Origin of the sequence: Sporosarcina limicola (assembly GCF_014873855.1) — a bacterium.
Classification (GTDB): Bacteria; Bacillota; Bacilli; order Bacillales_A; family Planococcaceae; genus Sporosarcina; species Sporosarcina limicola.
The window spans coordinates 200,547-217,788 of the sequence record NZ_JADBEL010000004.1; the positions used below are offsets into that span (position 1 = coordinate 200,547).

The window sequence follows — 17,242 nt, forward strand, 5'->3', positions numbered from 1 at the left end:
TGTGAAAGAATAGGTGAAAATATGGGACAGTTACAAGAAGTTGAAAAAAGTATCCTTGAAGGTGACGTTGAAGCGATTGGTCGGATTATCGATCGCTTGGACAATTCATCTGATTTCGATATGCTTTACGAAGCAGCGGGGTTACTCGCAAGTTACGGATTCATGCGGGAAGCGGATCGTCTGTATGAGACATTACGCACCCATATGCCGGATGAAGCGCAATTAAAAATCGACCGCGCGGGCACGTTACTTGAACTTGGAGAAGAGGATGAAGCGCTTCTGCTGCTTACGGATGTACAACCGGAAGACGATGAATATGTACAAGCCTTATTGGCACTTGCTGACTATTATCAACTATCTGGTATGGCAGAAGCTGCACTCTCTAAAATAAAGGAAGCCCACGCACTTATCCCACATGAGCCTGTTATTCGATTCGCGTACGCGGAATTACTACTGGATTCCGGTAAATTCGGGGAGGCTATGCGTCATTACCTCGACTTGAATGAGGAAACGGATGAGATTGGTGGGGTCAGTATTGTTTCAAGACTTGCGGAAACCTACAGCGCAGGGGCGGCTTACGAAGAAGCGATTCCGTATTACGAGGAAATGTTGCAAGCTAACCCAATTCCAGATACTCTTTTTGGAGCGGCATTCGCTTATTACCAAAGTGACAATGCAGAAAGGGCAATCGTGCACCTTGAGAACTTGATTGATATGGACCCCGATTACTTTTCGGCTTATATGCTTGCTGGGCAGGCGTTGGCTCGAACTGGAGATGACCGAAAAGCATATGATATGTTCACGAAGGGAATCCGTAGGGACGAATTTGACAAAGAACTTCAATTGACTGCTGGAAAATCTGCTTTGAAATTAGGCTTAATTGTAGAAGCGGAAAAGCACTTGCAAGAAGCACTCGCGCTTGATCCTGAATACAATGAAGCACTCATTTCGCTTGCTTCATTGTATTCTACTATGGAACGGGACGATGAACTTATCGACCTTCTTTCATATTCAAAAGATGAGTATTTAGAGGTCCCTCTTTTGGAAGCATTCCAAGCTTATGCATATGAACGGTTGGAACAATTTGAAGATGCATACGTATCCTATAGCAAGGCATATATTGGGATGAAAGATGATCAGGAGTTTCTAGAACATTTCACGAAATTCCTACTCGAAGAAGGGAAACGTGATGAAGCGCTCATAATTGCCAAAGAACTGATTGAAATGGATCCTAACAACGACTATTGGAGAGCTTTTCTGGAAGCGCAAAATGACGAGGAGGTGTGACATGACGGCCAAGGTACCTGTTACTGCCAAAAAGGACTTTGTACGATGGTTCTTAAAGCGGTACAAATTAAAGCGCCGTGAATGTGTATGGATTTTGAATTATCTTCTCAGCCATGAGCACCTTCTACAAAATGTCCATTTTACGGATGAAGCGCATTATTGTCCACGTGCGATGGTCATTTCTACAACAGGATCAGAGAGTATCCCATTTCGCTTTTATAAAGGAAACTTGATGACTGCTGATGCTGAGAAATCGTTTCATGATCTAAGGCTTCATCCGAATGATAAGATGTACATCCAACTTAATTTTCCGAACAGCCATTCATGTCCGCATTATGCGAGCGTACGTGAAGAGAATCCTTTTCTTCCTGCCTATTTACAAGTCAGTGAAAGTGACAGAAGAATCGCCGAGCAACTGCTCGAAGAAAGTGTTGCTACAATTACTGTAGATATGCTTAGGAGAGGGGTTGATGAAGCCCTTGATACAAATGATAAGGAACGCTTCATCGTCTTATCTGCCATGTTAAATGGCATGAAAGTATCGAAGGATTGATAACTCCATCTTCTTTAGATGGAGTTATTTACAGATTTCACATGGAGGTTTTATGAACAATGAATTGGATAGCCAAAGATATAGATACATATTTGCTGCAGAAAGAATATATCGATACGCTCATTGTGCCGTTGCTTAAAGTAGAAACAGAACCAGGGAACGTGAAAAATAGTGTGTCTTCTTCCGAATTTCTAATGCATCTTACGACGTTCATTGAAACGCAATTTAAAGGCCGGGTGATGCTAATGCCACCTTTCGCGTACACAATGTCGACTGAATTGGTTGTAATGGCGGCAGGACTATCGAATGATCTTTCTGCCTTGCATTTCAAACATGTGTTTTACTTGACGACCGACCCCGCATGGACAAGTATGGAGATGGTGGGATCAGTTATTTGGTTACCGTCGATACCACTTGAAAGCATGGATCCCCAGCTGCGGCAAACAATACTTGAAGATCAACTTCGTCAAGTATTGCCAAGGTTTGTAGAAAAGTGGTCGGAGTAGTAAAATTCATTAATTGGTCACAATATTCTTTTCGGAATGAAAGCATGATTGAATTTCCTTAGGTATTGATATATCATAGATATGTCCTAGTATTACAATTAGAAAAAGTATGTCCGTTGGACTGAGCTTTAAGTAAGAGGAGGGAAAATGATGAGCAACAAAGTGTCGAGACGCCAATTCTTGAGCTACACACTTATGGGTGTAGGTGGATTCATGGCTTCTGGAATGCTAATGCCAATGGTCCGCTTTGCAATCGATCCGGTATTGCAGCAGTCTGGTGGTGGGGACTTCATTCCGACTTCGCAAAAAGTGGACGACCTCACGGAAATCCCTGTTCGTGTCGATTTTACCATTAAGGATCGAAAAGATGCTTGGTATTATTCTGATGTATCGAACACTGCTTGGGTATATAAAAATGGCGATACAATCATCGCGCTTTCTCCTGTCTGTAAGCACCTTGGTTGTACGGTGAACTGGGGCGGAGATGAAACACATCCGGACCAATTCTTCTGTCCGTGCCACGCGGGGCGTTATATGAAAAATGGCGATAATGTAAAAGGGACGCCACCAACAGGACCACTTGACGAGTATGAAGTCAAAGTGGAAGGCGGTCTATTGTATATCGGGAAAACAGTTTCGAACACATTAGTTTAAAAATGTAAGGGGGTACGACCGAAGTGCTAAATAAAATTTATGATTGGGTTGACGAACGGTTGGATATCACCCCAATATGGCGGGATATCGCTGACCACGAAGTACCTGAGCACGTAAACCCTGCACATCACTTTTCTGCATTCATCTATTGTTTCGGAGGACTGACGTTCTTTGTCACTGTCATCCAGATTTTATCCGGCATGTTCCTAACAATGTATTACACGCCGGATATTGAAAATGCATGGAAATCCGTTTACTATCTTCAAAATGAAGTTGCATTCGGTGAAATTGTGCGTGGGATGCATCACTGGGGAGCATCGCTTGTTATTGTCATGATGTTCCTACATACGCTACGTGTATTCTTCACAGGTTCTTATAAGAAACCACGTGAACTGAACTGGGTTGTCGGTGTACTTATTTTCGCTGTCATGCTGGGTCTCGGTTTTACAGGGTATCTATTACCATGGGATATGAAAGCAGTGTTTGCTACGAAAGTAGGAATTGAAATTGCGGCATCTGTCCCGTTCATCGGTGAATCTATCAAAGTTCTCCTTGCAGGGGACACGACGATTCTCGGTGCACAAACTTTGACACGCTTCTTCGCGATACATGTATTCTTCTTACCAGCTGCTTTGCTTGGGTTGCTTGCAGCACACTTTATCATGATCAGAAAACAAGGTATTTCTGGTCCACTATAATTGAAATCGTCCAATGCTGATTTTTATTTAAGGAGGGGACACTATGCAACGCGGTAAAGGGATGAAGTTTGTCGGAGATTCACGCATTAAGGCTACAAATAAAATGCCGAATGTCCCGAAAGACTACTCAGAGTACCCAGGTAAAACGGAGGCTTTCTGGCCAAACTTCCTTTTGAAGGAATGGATGGTTGGTGCCGTTTTCTTAATCGGTTACTTAATTTTGACAGTTTCTGAAGCGGCACCGCTTGAACGTCAGGCGGACCCGACAGATACGACATATATTCCAGTACCTGACTGGTACTTTCTTTCCATGTATCAGTTGCTGAAATATGAATTTGCTTCCGGACCATGGAACATTGTGGGAGCACTTATCATGCCAGGAATTGCAATGGGTGCATTGATGCTCGTTCCGTTCATGGATACTTCAAAAGAACGTAAACCTTTTAAACGCCCACTTCCAACGGCATTCATGCTTCTAGCATTTGCTGCTATGTTTTATTTGACATGGGAATCAGTTAAGAATCACGATTGGGAGAAAGCGGCAAAACAAGGTGCAATTGTTGAAAAAGTAGAAGTAGAATTTGATACTGAATCGGAAGGCTATCAGATCTATGCTGGATCTTCATGTATCGGTTGTCACGGAAATGCCTTCGAGGGCGGTCTTGGGTTAACGCTTATCGATACTGGTTTGACGGCAGCTGAGATTGAAGAAATTGCTCACAACGGTAGAGGTGACATGGGCCCAGGTCTATGGAAGGGCACAGATGAAGATCTGAAAGTCCTTGCTGAGTTCATCGAAGGTTTAAAATCTAAGGAATAGCAAAAAAGAGTCAGGAAACTGACTCTTTTTTGCTATATAATGATTGATGCATAAGCAATGTCCTATACAGTTTTTAAATTACATATTTTTTTCGTTTGGAGAGGTGCTTATGGGTTCATTGATAAATAAAATATGGTTTCTATTGACGCATAAATCATTTCTTTGGCTGTTATTGTATATCAATTTGCTCGGCACGGTTTACGGCTATTACTGGTATATGTCGCAATTGGAAATTACGGAACCTAAGTTTTTGCTATTTGTACCGGATAGTCCGACGGCGAGTTTGTTTTTCACGCTAGCAATTATTGGTTGGCTTTTGGGACGTAATTTTAAGCTAATTGAAGCGTTAGCACTTATCACGCTTGTCAAATATGGTCTTTGGGCGGTCGTTATGAACCTTCTGACCTTGGTCGAAACAGGATCTATTGATTGGGTCGGTTGGATGCTCATTGGATCTCATTTTGCGATGGCTGTCCAAGCTGTGTTGTATAGTCGGTTGTATAAATTTGGGCTCATTCACATAGTGATTGCTGCAGTTTGGACGATTCATAACGATGTCATTGACTACGTGTATAACCAGATGCCGGTTTATCATGATTTGATGAAGCATATGGACAATATTGGTTACTTTACGTTCTGGTTATCAATCGCCTGTATTTTACTTGCCTATTGGGTATGGAAGAGAAGACCCACAACTATTATATAGTTATATTAAATAGTTGCAGTACTGTTGGCGTCGTTATAGAATAGGCTTATAGGGAAAAAAGGGAGGAAACTGAATATGTTTTGGTTTTATTTGGGCGCAATTATTTTGTTGCCACTCTACGCCCAGTACAAAGTGAAAAGTACGTATAAAAAGTATTCAAAAGTCCGTTCGACATCGGGTATGACTGGTGCAGAAGTCGCTCGTCTCATCCTTGACCAAAATGGTTTACAAAATGTGCAGGTCGTTGAAAGCCAAGGTTTTCTGAGCGACCATTACAACCCGATGACAAAAATTGTTGCATTGTCACCACATAATTATCATGAGGCATCTGTTGCAGGTACGGCAATTGCAGCACACGAAGTTGGACACGCTATTCAGGATAAAGAGGCGTATACATTTCTTCGTTTCCGTCACCGTTTAGCACCTGTTGCAAGCATCACGTCAAATGCGTCTTGGGTATTCATCATGATCGGTGTTATCTTCTCAAGCATGAACTCACTGCTTGGCGTCGGGATTGCCCTTCTTGCAGTCGGTGTAGTGTTCCAACTTGTCACATTACCAGTGGAATTCAATGCATCCACTCGTGCAATGAACCAAATCGTTGAACTTAATATAATCCGTAACGAAGAAGAGAAGGACGCGAAAAAAGTACTTAATGCAGCCGCAATGACATACGTAGCAGCCGCAGCAGTAGCAGTAATGGAACTGGTTCGATTGCTACTACTATTCACAAGTAGAGATTGATAATAAAAATCCGTCCCCATGTGTATTTGTGGGACGGATTTTTTAAACCAGTTATATACTTACCGTTCAAGCGGACGTTTTTGTTCATCTAGCGTAAATCCTTCTCCCATCACATCATGAACATCTGTCATGGATACGAAAGCGTGTGGATCGATGGATATAATAATATTTTTTAGACGTACGATTTCATTTCTTCCAATGACACAATAAAGGATCTCTCGGTCTGATTTAGTAAAATGTCCATATCCCCTAAAGACAGTGACACCGCGCTCCATATCAGCTGCGATTTTTTCTGCAATTGCGTCTTGGGATTCGGAAATGATAAATGCACCTCTGGCTGCATAAGCACCTTCTTGAACGAAATCAATGACGCGTGCACCGATAAATAATGCAACTAGCGTATACATCATCGAACGATGATCTAGATATACAGCCCAAGAAACAAAAATGACGACTGCATCGAACAAAAACATTGTCTTTCCCATGCTCCAGCCTATGTATTTATGGGCAAGACGTGCGATAATATCAACACCGCCTGTTGTGCCACCATATCTGAAGATAATACCAAGTCCGATTCCGATGAACACACCAGCAAATAATGAAACAAGGAACATATCGTCTTTTAAATGGATATCAATTTGGTAGACCATGAAGATTTCAAGGAATACTGAGACCGCAACAGTTCCGATTACCGTGTAGATGAATACTCTTTTCCCTAACAACTTCCAACCAATTAGGAACATTGGAATGTTAAGGATAAGGTTCATGATTGCAGGATTCCATTTGAACGCGTTAAACAGAATTAGCGTAATCCCTGTGAAACCGCCTTCTGCAAGTTTGTTTTGGATGTTGAAATGGACAAGTCCAAAACTGAAAATTGCTGCACCGATAATAATGAATAAACTATTTTTTATTTTGATTCCGCTCAACATTCGTAGTGTACCTTCTCTCTTGGTGTAATAAGGTTATTATCAGCTATATTTTTTATTTTGACAATAGGGTTGTTAATTTATACGATGGTAAAGGGAGTTGGCACAAGTGAACACATCAAAAACGCTGGAGAACTTACAACAGGAAGTTGATTTATACATAACTGGTTTTAAGGAAGGCTATTTCCCCCCGATGGAATTAATCGCTAGGTTGACAGAAGAACTTGGTGAATTATCGAGGGAAGTTCAGCATGTTTATGGCATGAAGAAGAAAAAATCGAGCGAGGCAGTCTGTTCACTTGAAGAAGAAACTGGGGATTTACTTTTCGTTCTCATCTGTTTTGCCAATTCGCAAGGGATTCGTCTGGATAACGCATTGCATACTGTTCTCGATAAATTTAAGGAACGCGATGCAGATAGATGGACGAAAAAGGAGGAACTATAATGACGATAAAAGTTGCGATTGCAGGAGCACGTGGGAGAATGGGAAGCGCTGCTGTGGAGTCAATACTAGCTGCAATAAATATAGAAGTGGTTGCAGTTCTTGATTATAAATATGAAGGCAAGTATCTGCACGGAACAGAAGTAAATGACAAATTAGGGGGAGTCCCGATTTACACATCACTTGCAAACCTGGCGGCTGTTGAAAAACCAGATGTACTCCTCGATTTGACTGATCCAGATGCTGTTTTCAAAAATGCACAAGACGCTCTTGCACTCGGAATCCGTCCTGTTGTTGGAACATCGGGTCTATCTAAGGAAGATATTGATCGATTATCCGACCTTGCTACAAAGGGTCAAATTGGTGGAATCATCGCACCGAATTTCTCAATTGGCGCGGTGTTGATGATGAAATTTTCTGCGATGGCCGCCCGTTATCTAGGTGATATCGAAATACTCGAAATGCATCATGATCGAAAAGTCGATGCACCATCGGGAACCGCTGTAAAAACCGTGGAAATGATCCGTGAAGTGAGAAAACAGCATAAGCAAGGGCATCCGGAAGAAAAAGAACATCAGCAGGGTGCACGTGGGGCAGACGTGGAGGGCATGAAAATACATAGCATTAGACTACCAGGACTCCTTGCCCATCAGGAAGTTCTACTCGGGGGAACGGGTGAACTGCTCTCCATCCGTCATGACTCATTTGATCGCAGTTGTTTTATGCCTGGCATACTGATGGCGATTCGCACTGTCATGGAACGAAAAGAGCTTGTCTATGGTCTTGAGAATATTTTAGAATAAAACCTTAGAGGGAAAGGGATGTTGAGATTGAAAAAATTGAAAGTGGGTGTAATCTGCTACCCTACCCTCGGCGGTTCTGGTGTAATAGCTACCGAACTGGGTATTATGATGGCAGATAGAGGCCATGAGATGCATTTCATAACATCTAGTAGACCATTCCGTTTTCTGGATGCCCACCCGAACATCCAATTTCATGAAGTGAAAATAGACGGTTATTCCGTTTTTAAATATCCGCCTTATGACATTGCGCTGGCCAATCGGATTGCACAAGTAATCGAATCGGAAAAACTAGATCTACTCCATGTCCACTACGCTGTCCCACACGCGGTATCGGCCGCATTAGGTAAGGATATGGCGAATTCTACGATTGGCGTGATTACGACGTTGCACGGGACGGATGTGACGATTCTAGGACATGATCCTGGACTTCGAAATACAGTCCGTTATGGCATAAACAAATCGGATGCCACAACTGCTGTTTCGGAATCGCTTCGCCAAGAGACATTAGAATTGATAGAACCGGAAAGAGATATTATGACGATTTATAATTTCATTGACAATGAAAAATACAAACCTGTCGATCCAGGAACACTTAAAAGTGACCTTGGAATTAATGAAGATGAAAAAGTTCTAATTCATATATCTAATTTTAGGAAAGTTAAACGCATTCCCGATATTATTGAAAGTTTTAAGGGAATTGCTGCTTCAATTAATGCAAAATTACTTCTTGTCGGTGAAGGTCCAGAGAAAAATGCTATAGAAGCGCTTGTTAATGAGTTGGGCCTTCAAGAAAAAATCATTTTCACTGGAAAACGAGATGATTTACCGGAACTTCTTGCGATAAGCGACCTTATGCTTCATTTATCTGAAAAAGAGGCGTTTGGTCTCGTTCTACTGGAGGCTCTTGCTTGCGGACTACCATCAATCGCAACGAATGTTGGTGGGATTCCTGAAGTAATCGAAAACGGTGTAAATGGCTTCCTAGTTCAACTGGGAGATATTCCAGCGGCTGTTGACAAGGCACTTCTAGTATTAACGGATGAAGAACTATATACGACACTTAAAGAAAAAGCATTGTTAACAGCGAGGGACAAATTCCATTCCTCTACAATCGTGTCTCAATACGAGAAACTCTATTATGAAGTGGCGGAAAATAAATGACCAACTCTTTCGGAACGGGTCCAAGTCGTGAAGTTATTCGTTGCCTTGAAGCAGCGGGGTATGAAGCTGTTTTTGTTGGTGGAGCAGTAAGGGATTATGTGTTAGGGAAACCCGCGACTGATATGGACATTGCGACTTCAGCACAACCAGACGAAGTGAAAGTTGTTTTTTCCAATACGGTGGATCTGGGTACAGAACATGGCACGGTCCTTGTTCTTATGCAACGAGAACCCATTGAAGTAACAACCTACCGGACAGAAGGAACGTATACAGACCATCGGCGTCCCGATGAAGTGCAATTCGTCAAGTCCTTACGGGAAGATTTACTTCGCCGTGATTTTACAATGAACGCGCTTGCCATGACAAAAGAGGGTGAACTCATCGACTTGTTCGGTGGTAAACAAGATATCGCTCACCAAATTATCAAGGCTGTAGGAAATCCAGCGAACCGTTTTAAAGAAGATGCGCTTCGGATGTTTCGTGCTGTTCGTTTTGCCTCTGTCCTCGGTTTTGCTATTGAGGAAGATACCTATAAAGCGATTGCTGAGAATGCACAGCAGATTCGTTATATCTCCATTGAACGTTTGAAAGCTGAAATGGATAAATTATTCAACGGAATCGACCCTGAAAAAGCGTTTCGCTATATTCAAGACTCTGGCTTAGGTATTCATTTACCTCTTTTTCCAATTAAAGCAGCTAGATTAATTTCTACAGTGCCCTACGAATCTGCGGTCGAAGGATGGGCTTGTTTCATGGTAGCGGGTAATTTTTCACCAACAGACGTCATGAAGGCATATAAGCTATCCAAACACGAGCAAATGGTTATCACCGCTGTAAACGAGGCTTATGAGAAGCGACGATTTCAACCATTCTCAATTGGTGATTATTATACCTATGATTTGCAAGTTCTATTCACAGCGGAAAAGCTATTTCAGGCCTATCATGCAGATAAAGAAAAAATTTCAAATACTGAAATTATGCATCGAAAACAATCATTACCAATTCAATCCGTTAAAGATTTGAAGGTTGACGGCAAAGTGTTAATCAGTTGGACTGGATTAAAGGGTGGACCGTGGACTGGGAAATGGATCGGGTTAATTGAACATGCGGTTTTGCATGGACGATGTGACAATGATTCAAATACGATAAAGGAATGGTTCCTACATGAATTCAATCGTGAAAAATGAGTTACTAAAAAGACTGTTTGAGGCGGAAGGTGAGCCGGTATCTGGACAAGAGATTGCCGATCATTACGGTTTGTCCCGGACCGCAATTTGGAAATACGTCAAGGAACTTGAAGAGGAAGGGTATGAAATCGGTACAATTCGAAAAAAAGGATATTTTCTCATAAAATCCCCTGATCGGGTGAACGAAGCGAATGTACAGAAATATTTAACGACAAAGAATTACGGAAAGTATATCCGTTACTTTGAAACATGTAGTTCGACTCAAATCATAGCGCATGAAGAGGCGCAGAATGGTGCGTTAGATGGTACTGTCATCATTTCGGAAGAACAGACGGCAGGAAAAGGGCGGATGGCGCGGCCTTGGAGTTCGGTGTCAGGCAAAGGGATTTGGATGAGTATCATTATTCGTCCAACACTGACTCCCCAGCAAGCACCGCAAATGACCCTTGTAGCAGCGGTTGCCGTTACACGTGCAATTCAGGAGATGACTGGAATCGACGCGGATATTAAATGGCCAAATGATATTTTGATTGGCGGCAAAAAAATAACGGGCATTTTAACTGAACTTCAATCGGATCCGGACCAGGTGAAAGCGATTATTTTGGGTATCGGCATGAATGTCAACCAAGATGAAGAGGATTTTCCAGATGAATTGCATGCAATTGCAACTTCTCTCAAAAGAGTTGTTGGTAATCCGATTGACCGCGCACAATTAATTGCAAAAATTCTTGGGTTTCTTGAACTCTATACGGAGATGTATGAAAAGCATGGCTTCGGTCCGATTAAGATTTTATGGGAAGGCTTTTCAAATACGACAGGGAAACGAATTCGTGCTGTTATGTTGAACGAGACAATCGTAGGAACAGCACTAGGTATTTCAAATGAAGGTGTGTTGGAACTGAAGCTGGATGATGGGTCAATCCGAGGAATCTATTCGGCGGATATCACTATTTCAAAATGAATTGTATACAGCGTTCTTGCAATTTGCTATAGTAGTGTCGAAGGGCGGTATCAACTGCGAACTGCACCTTTAGTAAAATGATTAAATTGCATAGTTCAACATGATCTGCCTTGATCTTACAACAGACAGGGACGGAGGAAACCATCTTATGATGATACAACCCTTCTGTCCATTTTCGGGCATTAGGGTTTTTATTTTCGGTTTCTTCCCCAAAAAGGAGGAAAAATAAAGTGAAGAGTACACTCGATTTTATCAAGATGAAAAAAACGGGCGAAAAAATTGTCATGATGACTGCCTATGATTATCCTTCTGCAAAAATTTCAGAAGAGGCGGGAATTGAAATCATTCTAGTCGGGGATTCGCTGGGCATGGTTGTGCTTGGTTATGATTCGACGGTTGCGGTGACGACGGACGATATGATCCATCACGGAAAAGCAACGAGAAGAGGGGCGAAAGACACGTTTCTCGTTGTCGATATGCCATTTGGGACCTATCACGGTTCTGGAGATCGAACGCTAGTAGAAGCAGTTCGTATTTTTCAAGAGACGGGAGCAAATGCATTAAAGCTCGAAGGGGCGGGGAAAGTGATTGAAACGACTCGTCTGCTAACGGGGACTGGTATACCTATCGTTGCGCATCTCGGGCTGTTACCACAATCCGTAGCAGTTGTTGGCGGTTATAAAGTGCAAGGGAAGACGGCGGAAGCGGCGCAACAACTTATTGATGATGCGATTGCTTGTCAAGAGGCGGGTGCATTCATGATTGTGCTGGAATGTATTCCTTATCAGTTAGCTGAAAAGGTTTCAGCAGCTGTTGGCGTACCAGTTATCGGCATTGGTGCTGGCGCGGGTACAGATGGTCAAGTGCTTGTTTACCATGACACCGTGAAATACGGAAGTCATCATATTCCGAAATTCGTTGAAGCATTTGCAGATAGTGGAACGGTTATCAGAGACGGACTGAAAAAGTATGTGAAATCTGTGAAGGACGGTTCATTCCCCGCGGAGCATCACCGTTTTACCATGAAGGAAGAAGAATTGACGGCCTTATACGGAGGAAAAACGGATGGCAATTAATACGATAGAAATGACAACGGTTCATACGATTGAAGCATTACAAGGATTGATTGACCGAAATAAGCAAGAAGGACGTACTGTTGGTTTCGTACCGACGATGGGTTTTTTGCATGAGGGTCATTTGTCGCTTGTAAGTCAAGCTAGAAAAGACAATGATCTTGTGGTGATGAGCATTTTCGTAAATCCTGCTCAATTCGGTCCAGGGGAAGACTTAGAAGCATACCCCCGAGATGCACAACGGGATGCACAGCTTGCTGGAAGTGCGGGTGTAGACATTTTGTTCATGCCTACTCCGGAAGAAATGTATCCACATGAGGGCGGCATCAAAATAGTGCCGGGCCCTCAAGCGTCTGCGCTTTGCGGAGCATCTCGGCCAGGACATTTCGATGGTGTGTTGAAGGTCGTATTGAAACTAGTTAACATCGTCAATCCAGATTGTTCCTATTTCGGCATGAAAGATGCTCAGCAGTTGGCAATCATTGAAACGTTTGTCCGTGATTTTAACTTGAGAACGTCAATTGTGCGTGTTCCGACAGTCCGTGAACAGGATGGTCTCGCTAAAAGTTCACGCAATGTCTTTCTAACAGCGAAAGAACGTGAGGAAGCACCTGTCATTCAACAAGCGCTACAGAAGGGTGTAGCCGTATTTAATGATGGTGCATCATCGGAACAAATCGAAAAGATTGTTGCGGACTTTATTACAATCAATAACTTAGGCGTCATTGATTATGTTTCTCTGTTAGCCTATCCTGCATTAACGAAATATGATGGAACAAGTAAGGAAATTATTCTTGCTTGTGCAGTGAAGTTTGGAAAGACAAGATTAATTGATAATATTATTATGTCTACAAAGGATGGTTTTCATGTTCAGAATGATGATGAACAGTAAATTGCACCGTGCAACTGTGACGGAAGCGGATCTCAATTATGTAGGTAGCATAACAATCGACAGCGACTTGCTTGATGCTGCCGGAATGTTGCCGAATGAGAAAGTGCATGTGGTGAACAATAATAATGGCGCGCGGTTTGAAACTTATATTATTGCTGGAGAGCGGGGGAGCGGTGTCATCTGTGTGAACGGGGCGGCAGCGCGGCTTGTCCAGCGAGGGGATGTCGTTATCATCCTGTCTTATGTTTATATGACGGATGAAGAAGCGCGTACTCATGAACCGACCGTACTTATCATGGATGAAAAGAATGCAGTTAAGGAGATCATCCGAGAAAAGCAAGGAATGATGATTTAACTACACAAAACTAAAGGATGCGTAGGAATCGATTGTTTATGATTCTGTATGTGTCCTTTCTTTTTTTGAAATCGAATAGGCTTTGGATTGCCTGAAAGCAGGAATGTGATACAATTTGCTATAGATGATAAACAGGAAGTTGATGAGCGTATGGACAATAAGACGTTTGCGGTCGTCGATTTAGAAACGACTGGTCATTCACCAACAAAAGGGGACCGCATCATTCAAATCGCAATTGTGTTTATTAAAGATGGAAAAGTTGGGGAGAAGTATGTTCGGTTCGTTAATCCTGGGCAAGTAATTCCTATCTTTATCCGTCAATTAACGTCGATTTCTGATGAAGATGTGAAAGATGCACCGTTTTTTGAAGAAATTGCTGACGAAGTGGCTGGCCTGCTTGAAGGTACGGTTTTCATTGCACATAATACGGATTTTGACTTGTCATTTCTACAAAGTGAGTTTACGAGGTGTGGCGTAAGTAAGTGGCTAGGAAAGAAAATTGATACGGTTGAACTAGCTAAAATCATCTACCCTTCTTCCCCGAGCTATCGGTTGCAAGACATCACCGAAGAACTAGGGATACCACATGCTTCCGCTCATCGCGCTGACGACGACGCAGAAGCAACCGCTCATCTATTCCTTGCATGCAGGGAGAAGATGAATACCTTACCTGAGGATACGTTGAATCTATTGCATCGAAGATCGTTCCGGTTAAAAACGGATCTTTCGACGTTATTCTATGAAGCCTTAAAGAAGGCGCGTACTCGCAGTCAAGGGCAGGAATTTGAGTATTTTCGTGGCATTCCATATCGACAAGTACAGATACGGGAAACAAACCACTTTGGATTATCAAATTATCCAGTGAGAGAGCACGAGAAAGTTGCGCTTTTTGAACAAGCGTTTCCAGGATTTGAACGAAGGGAATCGCAGTTTGGATTCATGGACAAAGCGTGGGAGGCACTATCTGCTCAAACAGAAATGATTGCGGAAGTACCAACCGGAATTGGCAAGACGATTGCTTATCTTCTACCAGCGTCTATCCATTCCATGACCACTGGAAAACCAGTAGTCATTAGCACATTCACAAATCACTTGGTTGATAAGATAATGGACGAAGAACTTGAAAAAGTCAGAACCATGCTGGGGGCAGATGTATCTGCAACAGTTCTGAAAGGTAGAGAACAATATATTTCGCTCAATAAATTCGAGGAACTCCTGCAAGTTGAAGACGAATCGTATGATGAAACATTTACGATTATGCAAATTCTTGTCTGGCTGACCGGAACGTTGACAGGAGATTTGGAAGAGTTGAATGTATCGGGAGGAGGACAACTGTTCGTTGACCGTATCCGAAAGCGTTCTAATAGACTAAAACCTGACGAACAAGAGGCAGATTATCATAACCGACTACTTAAAGCTTGTAATCATTCAACCCTTATCATCACAAATCATTCCATGTTACTAGCTGACTTGAACCGTGGTCAAACCATTTTCAGTTCACTTGCAGGTCTTATTGTTGATGAAGCTCATCAATTCATTCAGACTGCATCCCGCATGGATGAAATCGTATTCTCCTATACAAATTGGAAGTACGTAATGGGGCAGATTGGATCCGATACAACAGGGCAACTATACCCACAGGTCGATAAGCTAACCAAGAAGTTGGATGTGCAGCGACTTAGCGCTAAATCTCAGCTTGACGCTGCATTTATTAAGTTCATTGGGTTATTCGATCTTGCTGTTGGTAAATTGACATCATTTAATCCGGCGGCACATTGGAAGCAGCAGGGAAATCGCATCGTCTATACACTAGCTGAATCGGGTTTTGGGAGACAAGACTTTTCACAAGTCTCTGAAGCGATGTTTGATTATATCAGCAAAGCCGAATTATTCACTAGTGGTTTAACGAATGTACTTGACAACTTGACTCGGAGTGAACAAGTGCTTCTTTCGGAATGGAATTATTGGGTTCGTGAATTAAAAATCAAAGCCGGTGAATGGGTCGAGATTTTTCTTGATGATAGAAGGGATGATTTCGCAATTTGGATTGAAAAAGATAAACGAAGCATTCCCGGGAGCCTCACCATTTTTAAACGTTCACTGGATAGTTCCTTGATGATTCGTACGTTCATCGACCGATTGAAAACTGAACAAACAGGCATCATTTGGACATCAGGGACATTGTCGGTCCAAGGAAATGAGCGTTACATACCCAAACAGCTCGGTGTCGATGAATCGATCCCGCTTTTAACATTTCACGCACCTGCTCATTTTTATGATGGGGCTGAAATATTCATTGTCGAGGATATGCCTGACATCCAGCAGGTTTCCCAAACAGAATATATCGAAGCGGTGGCTCATGCTGTCGTTCAGACTGTCATGGCGACAGGTGGCAGGCTTTTTGTCTTGTTTACATCACAAGATATGCTTAGAAGAACCTATGAACTCATTATGGAAAGTGAACAATTGGAAGACTACACGCTCTTTGCGCAAGGAATCAGTTCCGGCAGTCGCATGAAACTTTTGAAGTCTTTCCGACAATTCGATAACTCGGTCCTCTTTGGAACAAATAGTTTTTGGGAAGGCGTAGACGTGCCAGGGGAAGCATTATCTGCTGTCATTATTGTCAGGCTACCCTTTTCATCTCCGGGAGAGCCAGTATTTAAAGCAAGAGCGGCAAAACTGACTGCTGAAGGTGTGAATTCGTTCAGTGAACACGCCCTGCCGGAAGCGGTAATGCGCTTGCGTCAAGGCTTTGGTAGACTAATTCGATCTTCAAAAGACAAAGGTTTTTTCATCATTTTGGATAGACGGATCGAAACGAAGTCCTATGGCCGTCACTTTCTAGAATCACTACCAGATGTACCCGTTAAAAAAGTGTCGCTCGAACATATGGTCAATGAACTCGAAAATTGCTATAATGAATAGGTATGTAAGAAAAAACAATTTTAAAACATACAGGACGTGAAGTGTTTTGTTAAATTGGATTAAATTCATTGTCGTCTTCCTATTGTTGTTGACTTCGGTCATCATAATCACTGTTTTGTATAATGCTGATAAACCGTTTGCAAACGCCAAGAAGTCAGCGATTGAATCTGCAATTAGGTCAGGTCAGCTTGTATCGGCCACTTCCGCAAATACTTTTAATAGTACAGTACCATCTGTGACGGTTATCGGGTTAGACGGAGAAGGTCAGGAAAAAGCTATTTTTGTTGACAGTCAATCGGAAGACGGTTTTAAAGAAGTAAAATTAGCGGACGGGATTACGGCAGAAAAGGCCGTTGAAAACGTCAAGCAAGAACTAAATGTGAAAAAAATTCTTCATGTGACACTAGGAATGGAAGAAGAAGGTCCTGTCTGGGAAGTCGCATTCAAAAGTGACAATGGCAAACTGAATTATGTTTATGTGTTTTTTTTGAATGGGCAATGGTGGAAACGAATTCTGAATTTATAAGGGAGCGATACAGTTGA

At 42.3% G+C, this 17,242-nt stretch carries 19 protein-coding genes; 18 read left to right on the forward strand and 1 reads right to left on the reverse strand.

Annotated elements, in window-relative coordinates; translation table 11 throughout:
- The first annotated feature begins 21 nt into the window (after positions 1–21).
- The 8 genes from H4683_RS05905 (at position 22) to H4683_RS05940 (ending at position 5,968) form a co-directional block, all read left to right on the forward strand.
- Positions 22–1,287 (forward strand): tetratricopeptide repeat protein, encoded by a 1,266-nt coding sequence (locus H4683_RS05905; RefSeq protein ID WP_192597910.1) that lies wholly within the window; start codon positions 22–24, stop codon positions 1,285–1,287.
- Between the two features lies 1 nt (position 1,288).
- A complete protein-coding gene (locus tag H4683_RS05910; protein WP_192597911.1) occupies positions 1,289–1,840 on the forward strand; it encodes a ReoY family proteolytic degradation factor in 552 nt (183 codons plus the stop codon).
- 59 nt (positions 1,841–1,899) lie between these two features.
- Positions 1,900–2,346, forward strand: coding sequence for a DUF2487 family protein (locus tag H4683_RS05915; RefSeq protein WP_192597912.1), 447 nt, complete (start codon positions 1,900–1,902; stop codon positions 2,344–2,346).
- Positions 2,347–2,493: 147 nt separating this feature from the next.
- Complete coding sequence (locus H4683_RS05920; protein ID WP_192597913.1) at positions 2,494–3,000, forward strand: QcrA and Rieske domain-containing protein; 507 nt, start codon at positions 2,494–2,496, stop codon at positions 2,998–3,000.
- Between the two features lie 23 nt (positions 3,001–3,023).
- Positions 3,024–3,698: a menaquinol-cytochrome c reductase cytochrome b subunit gene (gene qcrB / locus H4683_RS05925; protein ID WP_192597914.1), complete on the forward strand. Its 675-nt coding sequence runs from the start codon at positions 3,024–3,026 to the stop codon at positions 3,696–3,698.
- Between the two features lie 43 nt (positions 3,699–3,741).
- Positions 3,742–4,518: a menaquinol-cytochrome c reductase cytochrome b/c subunit gene (locus H4683_RS05930; RefSeq protein ID WP_192597915.1), complete on the forward strand. Its 777-nt coding sequence runs from the start codon at positions 3,742–3,744 to the stop codon at positions 4,516–4,518.
- Positions 4,519–4,627: 109 nt separating this feature from the next.
- Positions 4,628–5,224 carry a lipoprotein heptaprenylglyceryl N-acetyltransferase LhaT gene (gene lhaT / locus H4683_RS05935; RefSeq protein WP_192597916.1) on the forward strand — a complete coding sequence of 199 codons (597 nt, stop codon included), beginning with the start codon at positions 4,628–4,630 and terminating at the stop codon, positions 5,222–5,224.
- Between the two features lie 75 nt (positions 5,225–5,299).
- Complete coding sequence (locus H4683_RS05940; protein ID WP_192597917.1) at positions 5,300–5,968, forward strand: zinc metallopeptidase; 669 nt, start codon at positions 5,300–5,302, stop codon at positions 5,966–5,968.
- 59 nt (positions 5,969–6,027) lie between these two features.
- Here the strand turns inward: H4683_RS05940 and H4683_RS05945 are convergent, their stop codons facing one another.
- A complete protein-coding gene (locus H4683_RS05945; RefSeq protein ID WP_192597918.1) occupies positions 6,028–6,900 on the reverse strand; it encodes a YitT family protein in 873 nt (290 codons plus the stop codon).
- Between the two features lie 106 nt (positions 6,901–7,006).
- On the opposite strand from H4683_RS05945, the gene H4683_RS05950 reads away from it, so the two are divergent.
- From H4683_RS05950 to H4683_RS05995, 10 genes are all read left to right on the forward strand, one after another.
- Positions 7,007–7,342 carry a nucleotide pyrophosphohydrolase gene (locus H4683_RS05950; RefSeq protein WP_338062401.1) on the forward strand — a complete coding sequence of 112 codons (336 nt, stop codon included), beginning with the start codon at positions 7,007–7,009 and terminating at the stop codon, positions 7,340–7,342.
- A complete protein-coding gene (gene dapB / locus H4683_RS05955; protein ID WP_192597919.1) occupies positions 7,342–8,142 on the forward strand; it encodes a 4-hydroxy-tetrahydrodipicolinate reductase in 801 nt (266 codons plus the stop codon). Before H4683_RS05950 ends, dapB begins: the two co-directional genes overlap by 1 nt.
- Positions 8,143–8,160: 18 nt before the next feature.
- On the forward strand, positions 8,161–9,303 hold the full coding sequence (gene bshA, locus H4683_RS05960; protein ID WP_192597920.1) for an N-acetyl-alpha-D-glucosaminyl L-malate synthase BshA: 1,143 nt from the start codon (positions 8,161–8,163) through the stop codon (positions 9,301–9,303).
- The gene (locus H4683_RS05965; RefSeq protein WP_192597921.1) at positions 9,300–10,490 is read left to right on the forward strand and encodes a CCA tRNA nucleotidyltransferase; all 1,191 of its coding nucleotides are present in this window, start codon (positions 9,300–9,302) and stop codon (positions 10,488–10,490) included. Before bshA ends, H4683_RS05965 begins: the two co-directional genes overlap by 4 nt.
- Positions 10,468–11,451: a biotin--[acetyl-CoA-carboxylase] ligase gene (locus H4683_RS05970; RefSeq protein WP_192597922.1), complete on the forward strand. Its 984-nt coding sequence runs from the start codon at positions 10,468–10,470 to the stop codon at positions 11,449–11,451. Before H4683_RS05965 ends, H4683_RS05970 begins: the two co-directional genes overlap by 23 nt.
- A 230-nt stretch (positions 11,452–11,681) precedes the next feature.
- A complete protein-coding gene (gene panB / locus H4683_RS05975; RefSeq protein WP_192597923.1) occupies positions 11,682–12,527 on the forward strand; it encodes a 3-methyl-2-oxobutanoate hydroxymethyltransferase in 846 nt (281 codons plus the stop codon).
- 10 nt (positions 12,528–12,537) lie between these two features.
- Positions 12,538–13,416: a pantoate--beta-alanine ligase gene (gene panC / locus H4683_RS05980; RefSeq protein WP_192597965.1), complete on the forward strand. Its 879-nt coding sequence runs from the start codon at positions 12,538–12,540 to the stop codon at positions 13,414–13,416.
- On the forward strand, positions 13,391–13,771 hold the full coding sequence (gene panD, locus H4683_RS05985; RefSeq protein ID WP_192597924.1) for an aspartate 1-decarboxylase: 381 nt from the start codon (positions 13,391–13,393) through the stop codon (positions 13,769–13,771). The genes panC and panD overlap by 26 nt, the downstream gene beginning before the upstream one ends.
- Positions 13,772–13,876: 105 nt before the next feature.
- Positions 13,877–16,699 (forward strand): ATP-dependent DNA helicase DinG, encoded by a 2,823-nt coding sequence (dinG, locus tag H4683_RS05990; RefSeq protein WP_338062402.1) that lies wholly within the window; start codon positions 13,877–13,879, stop codon positions 16,697–16,699.
- Positions 16,700–16,745: 46 nt separating this feature from the next.
- Positions 16,746–17,225: a DUF5590 domain-containing protein gene (locus tag H4683_RS05995; RefSeq protein ID WP_192597925.1), complete on the forward strand. Its 480-nt coding sequence runs from the start codon at positions 16,746–16,748 to the stop codon at positions 17,223–17,225.
- Positions 17,226–17,242 lie beyond the last annotated feature (17 nt).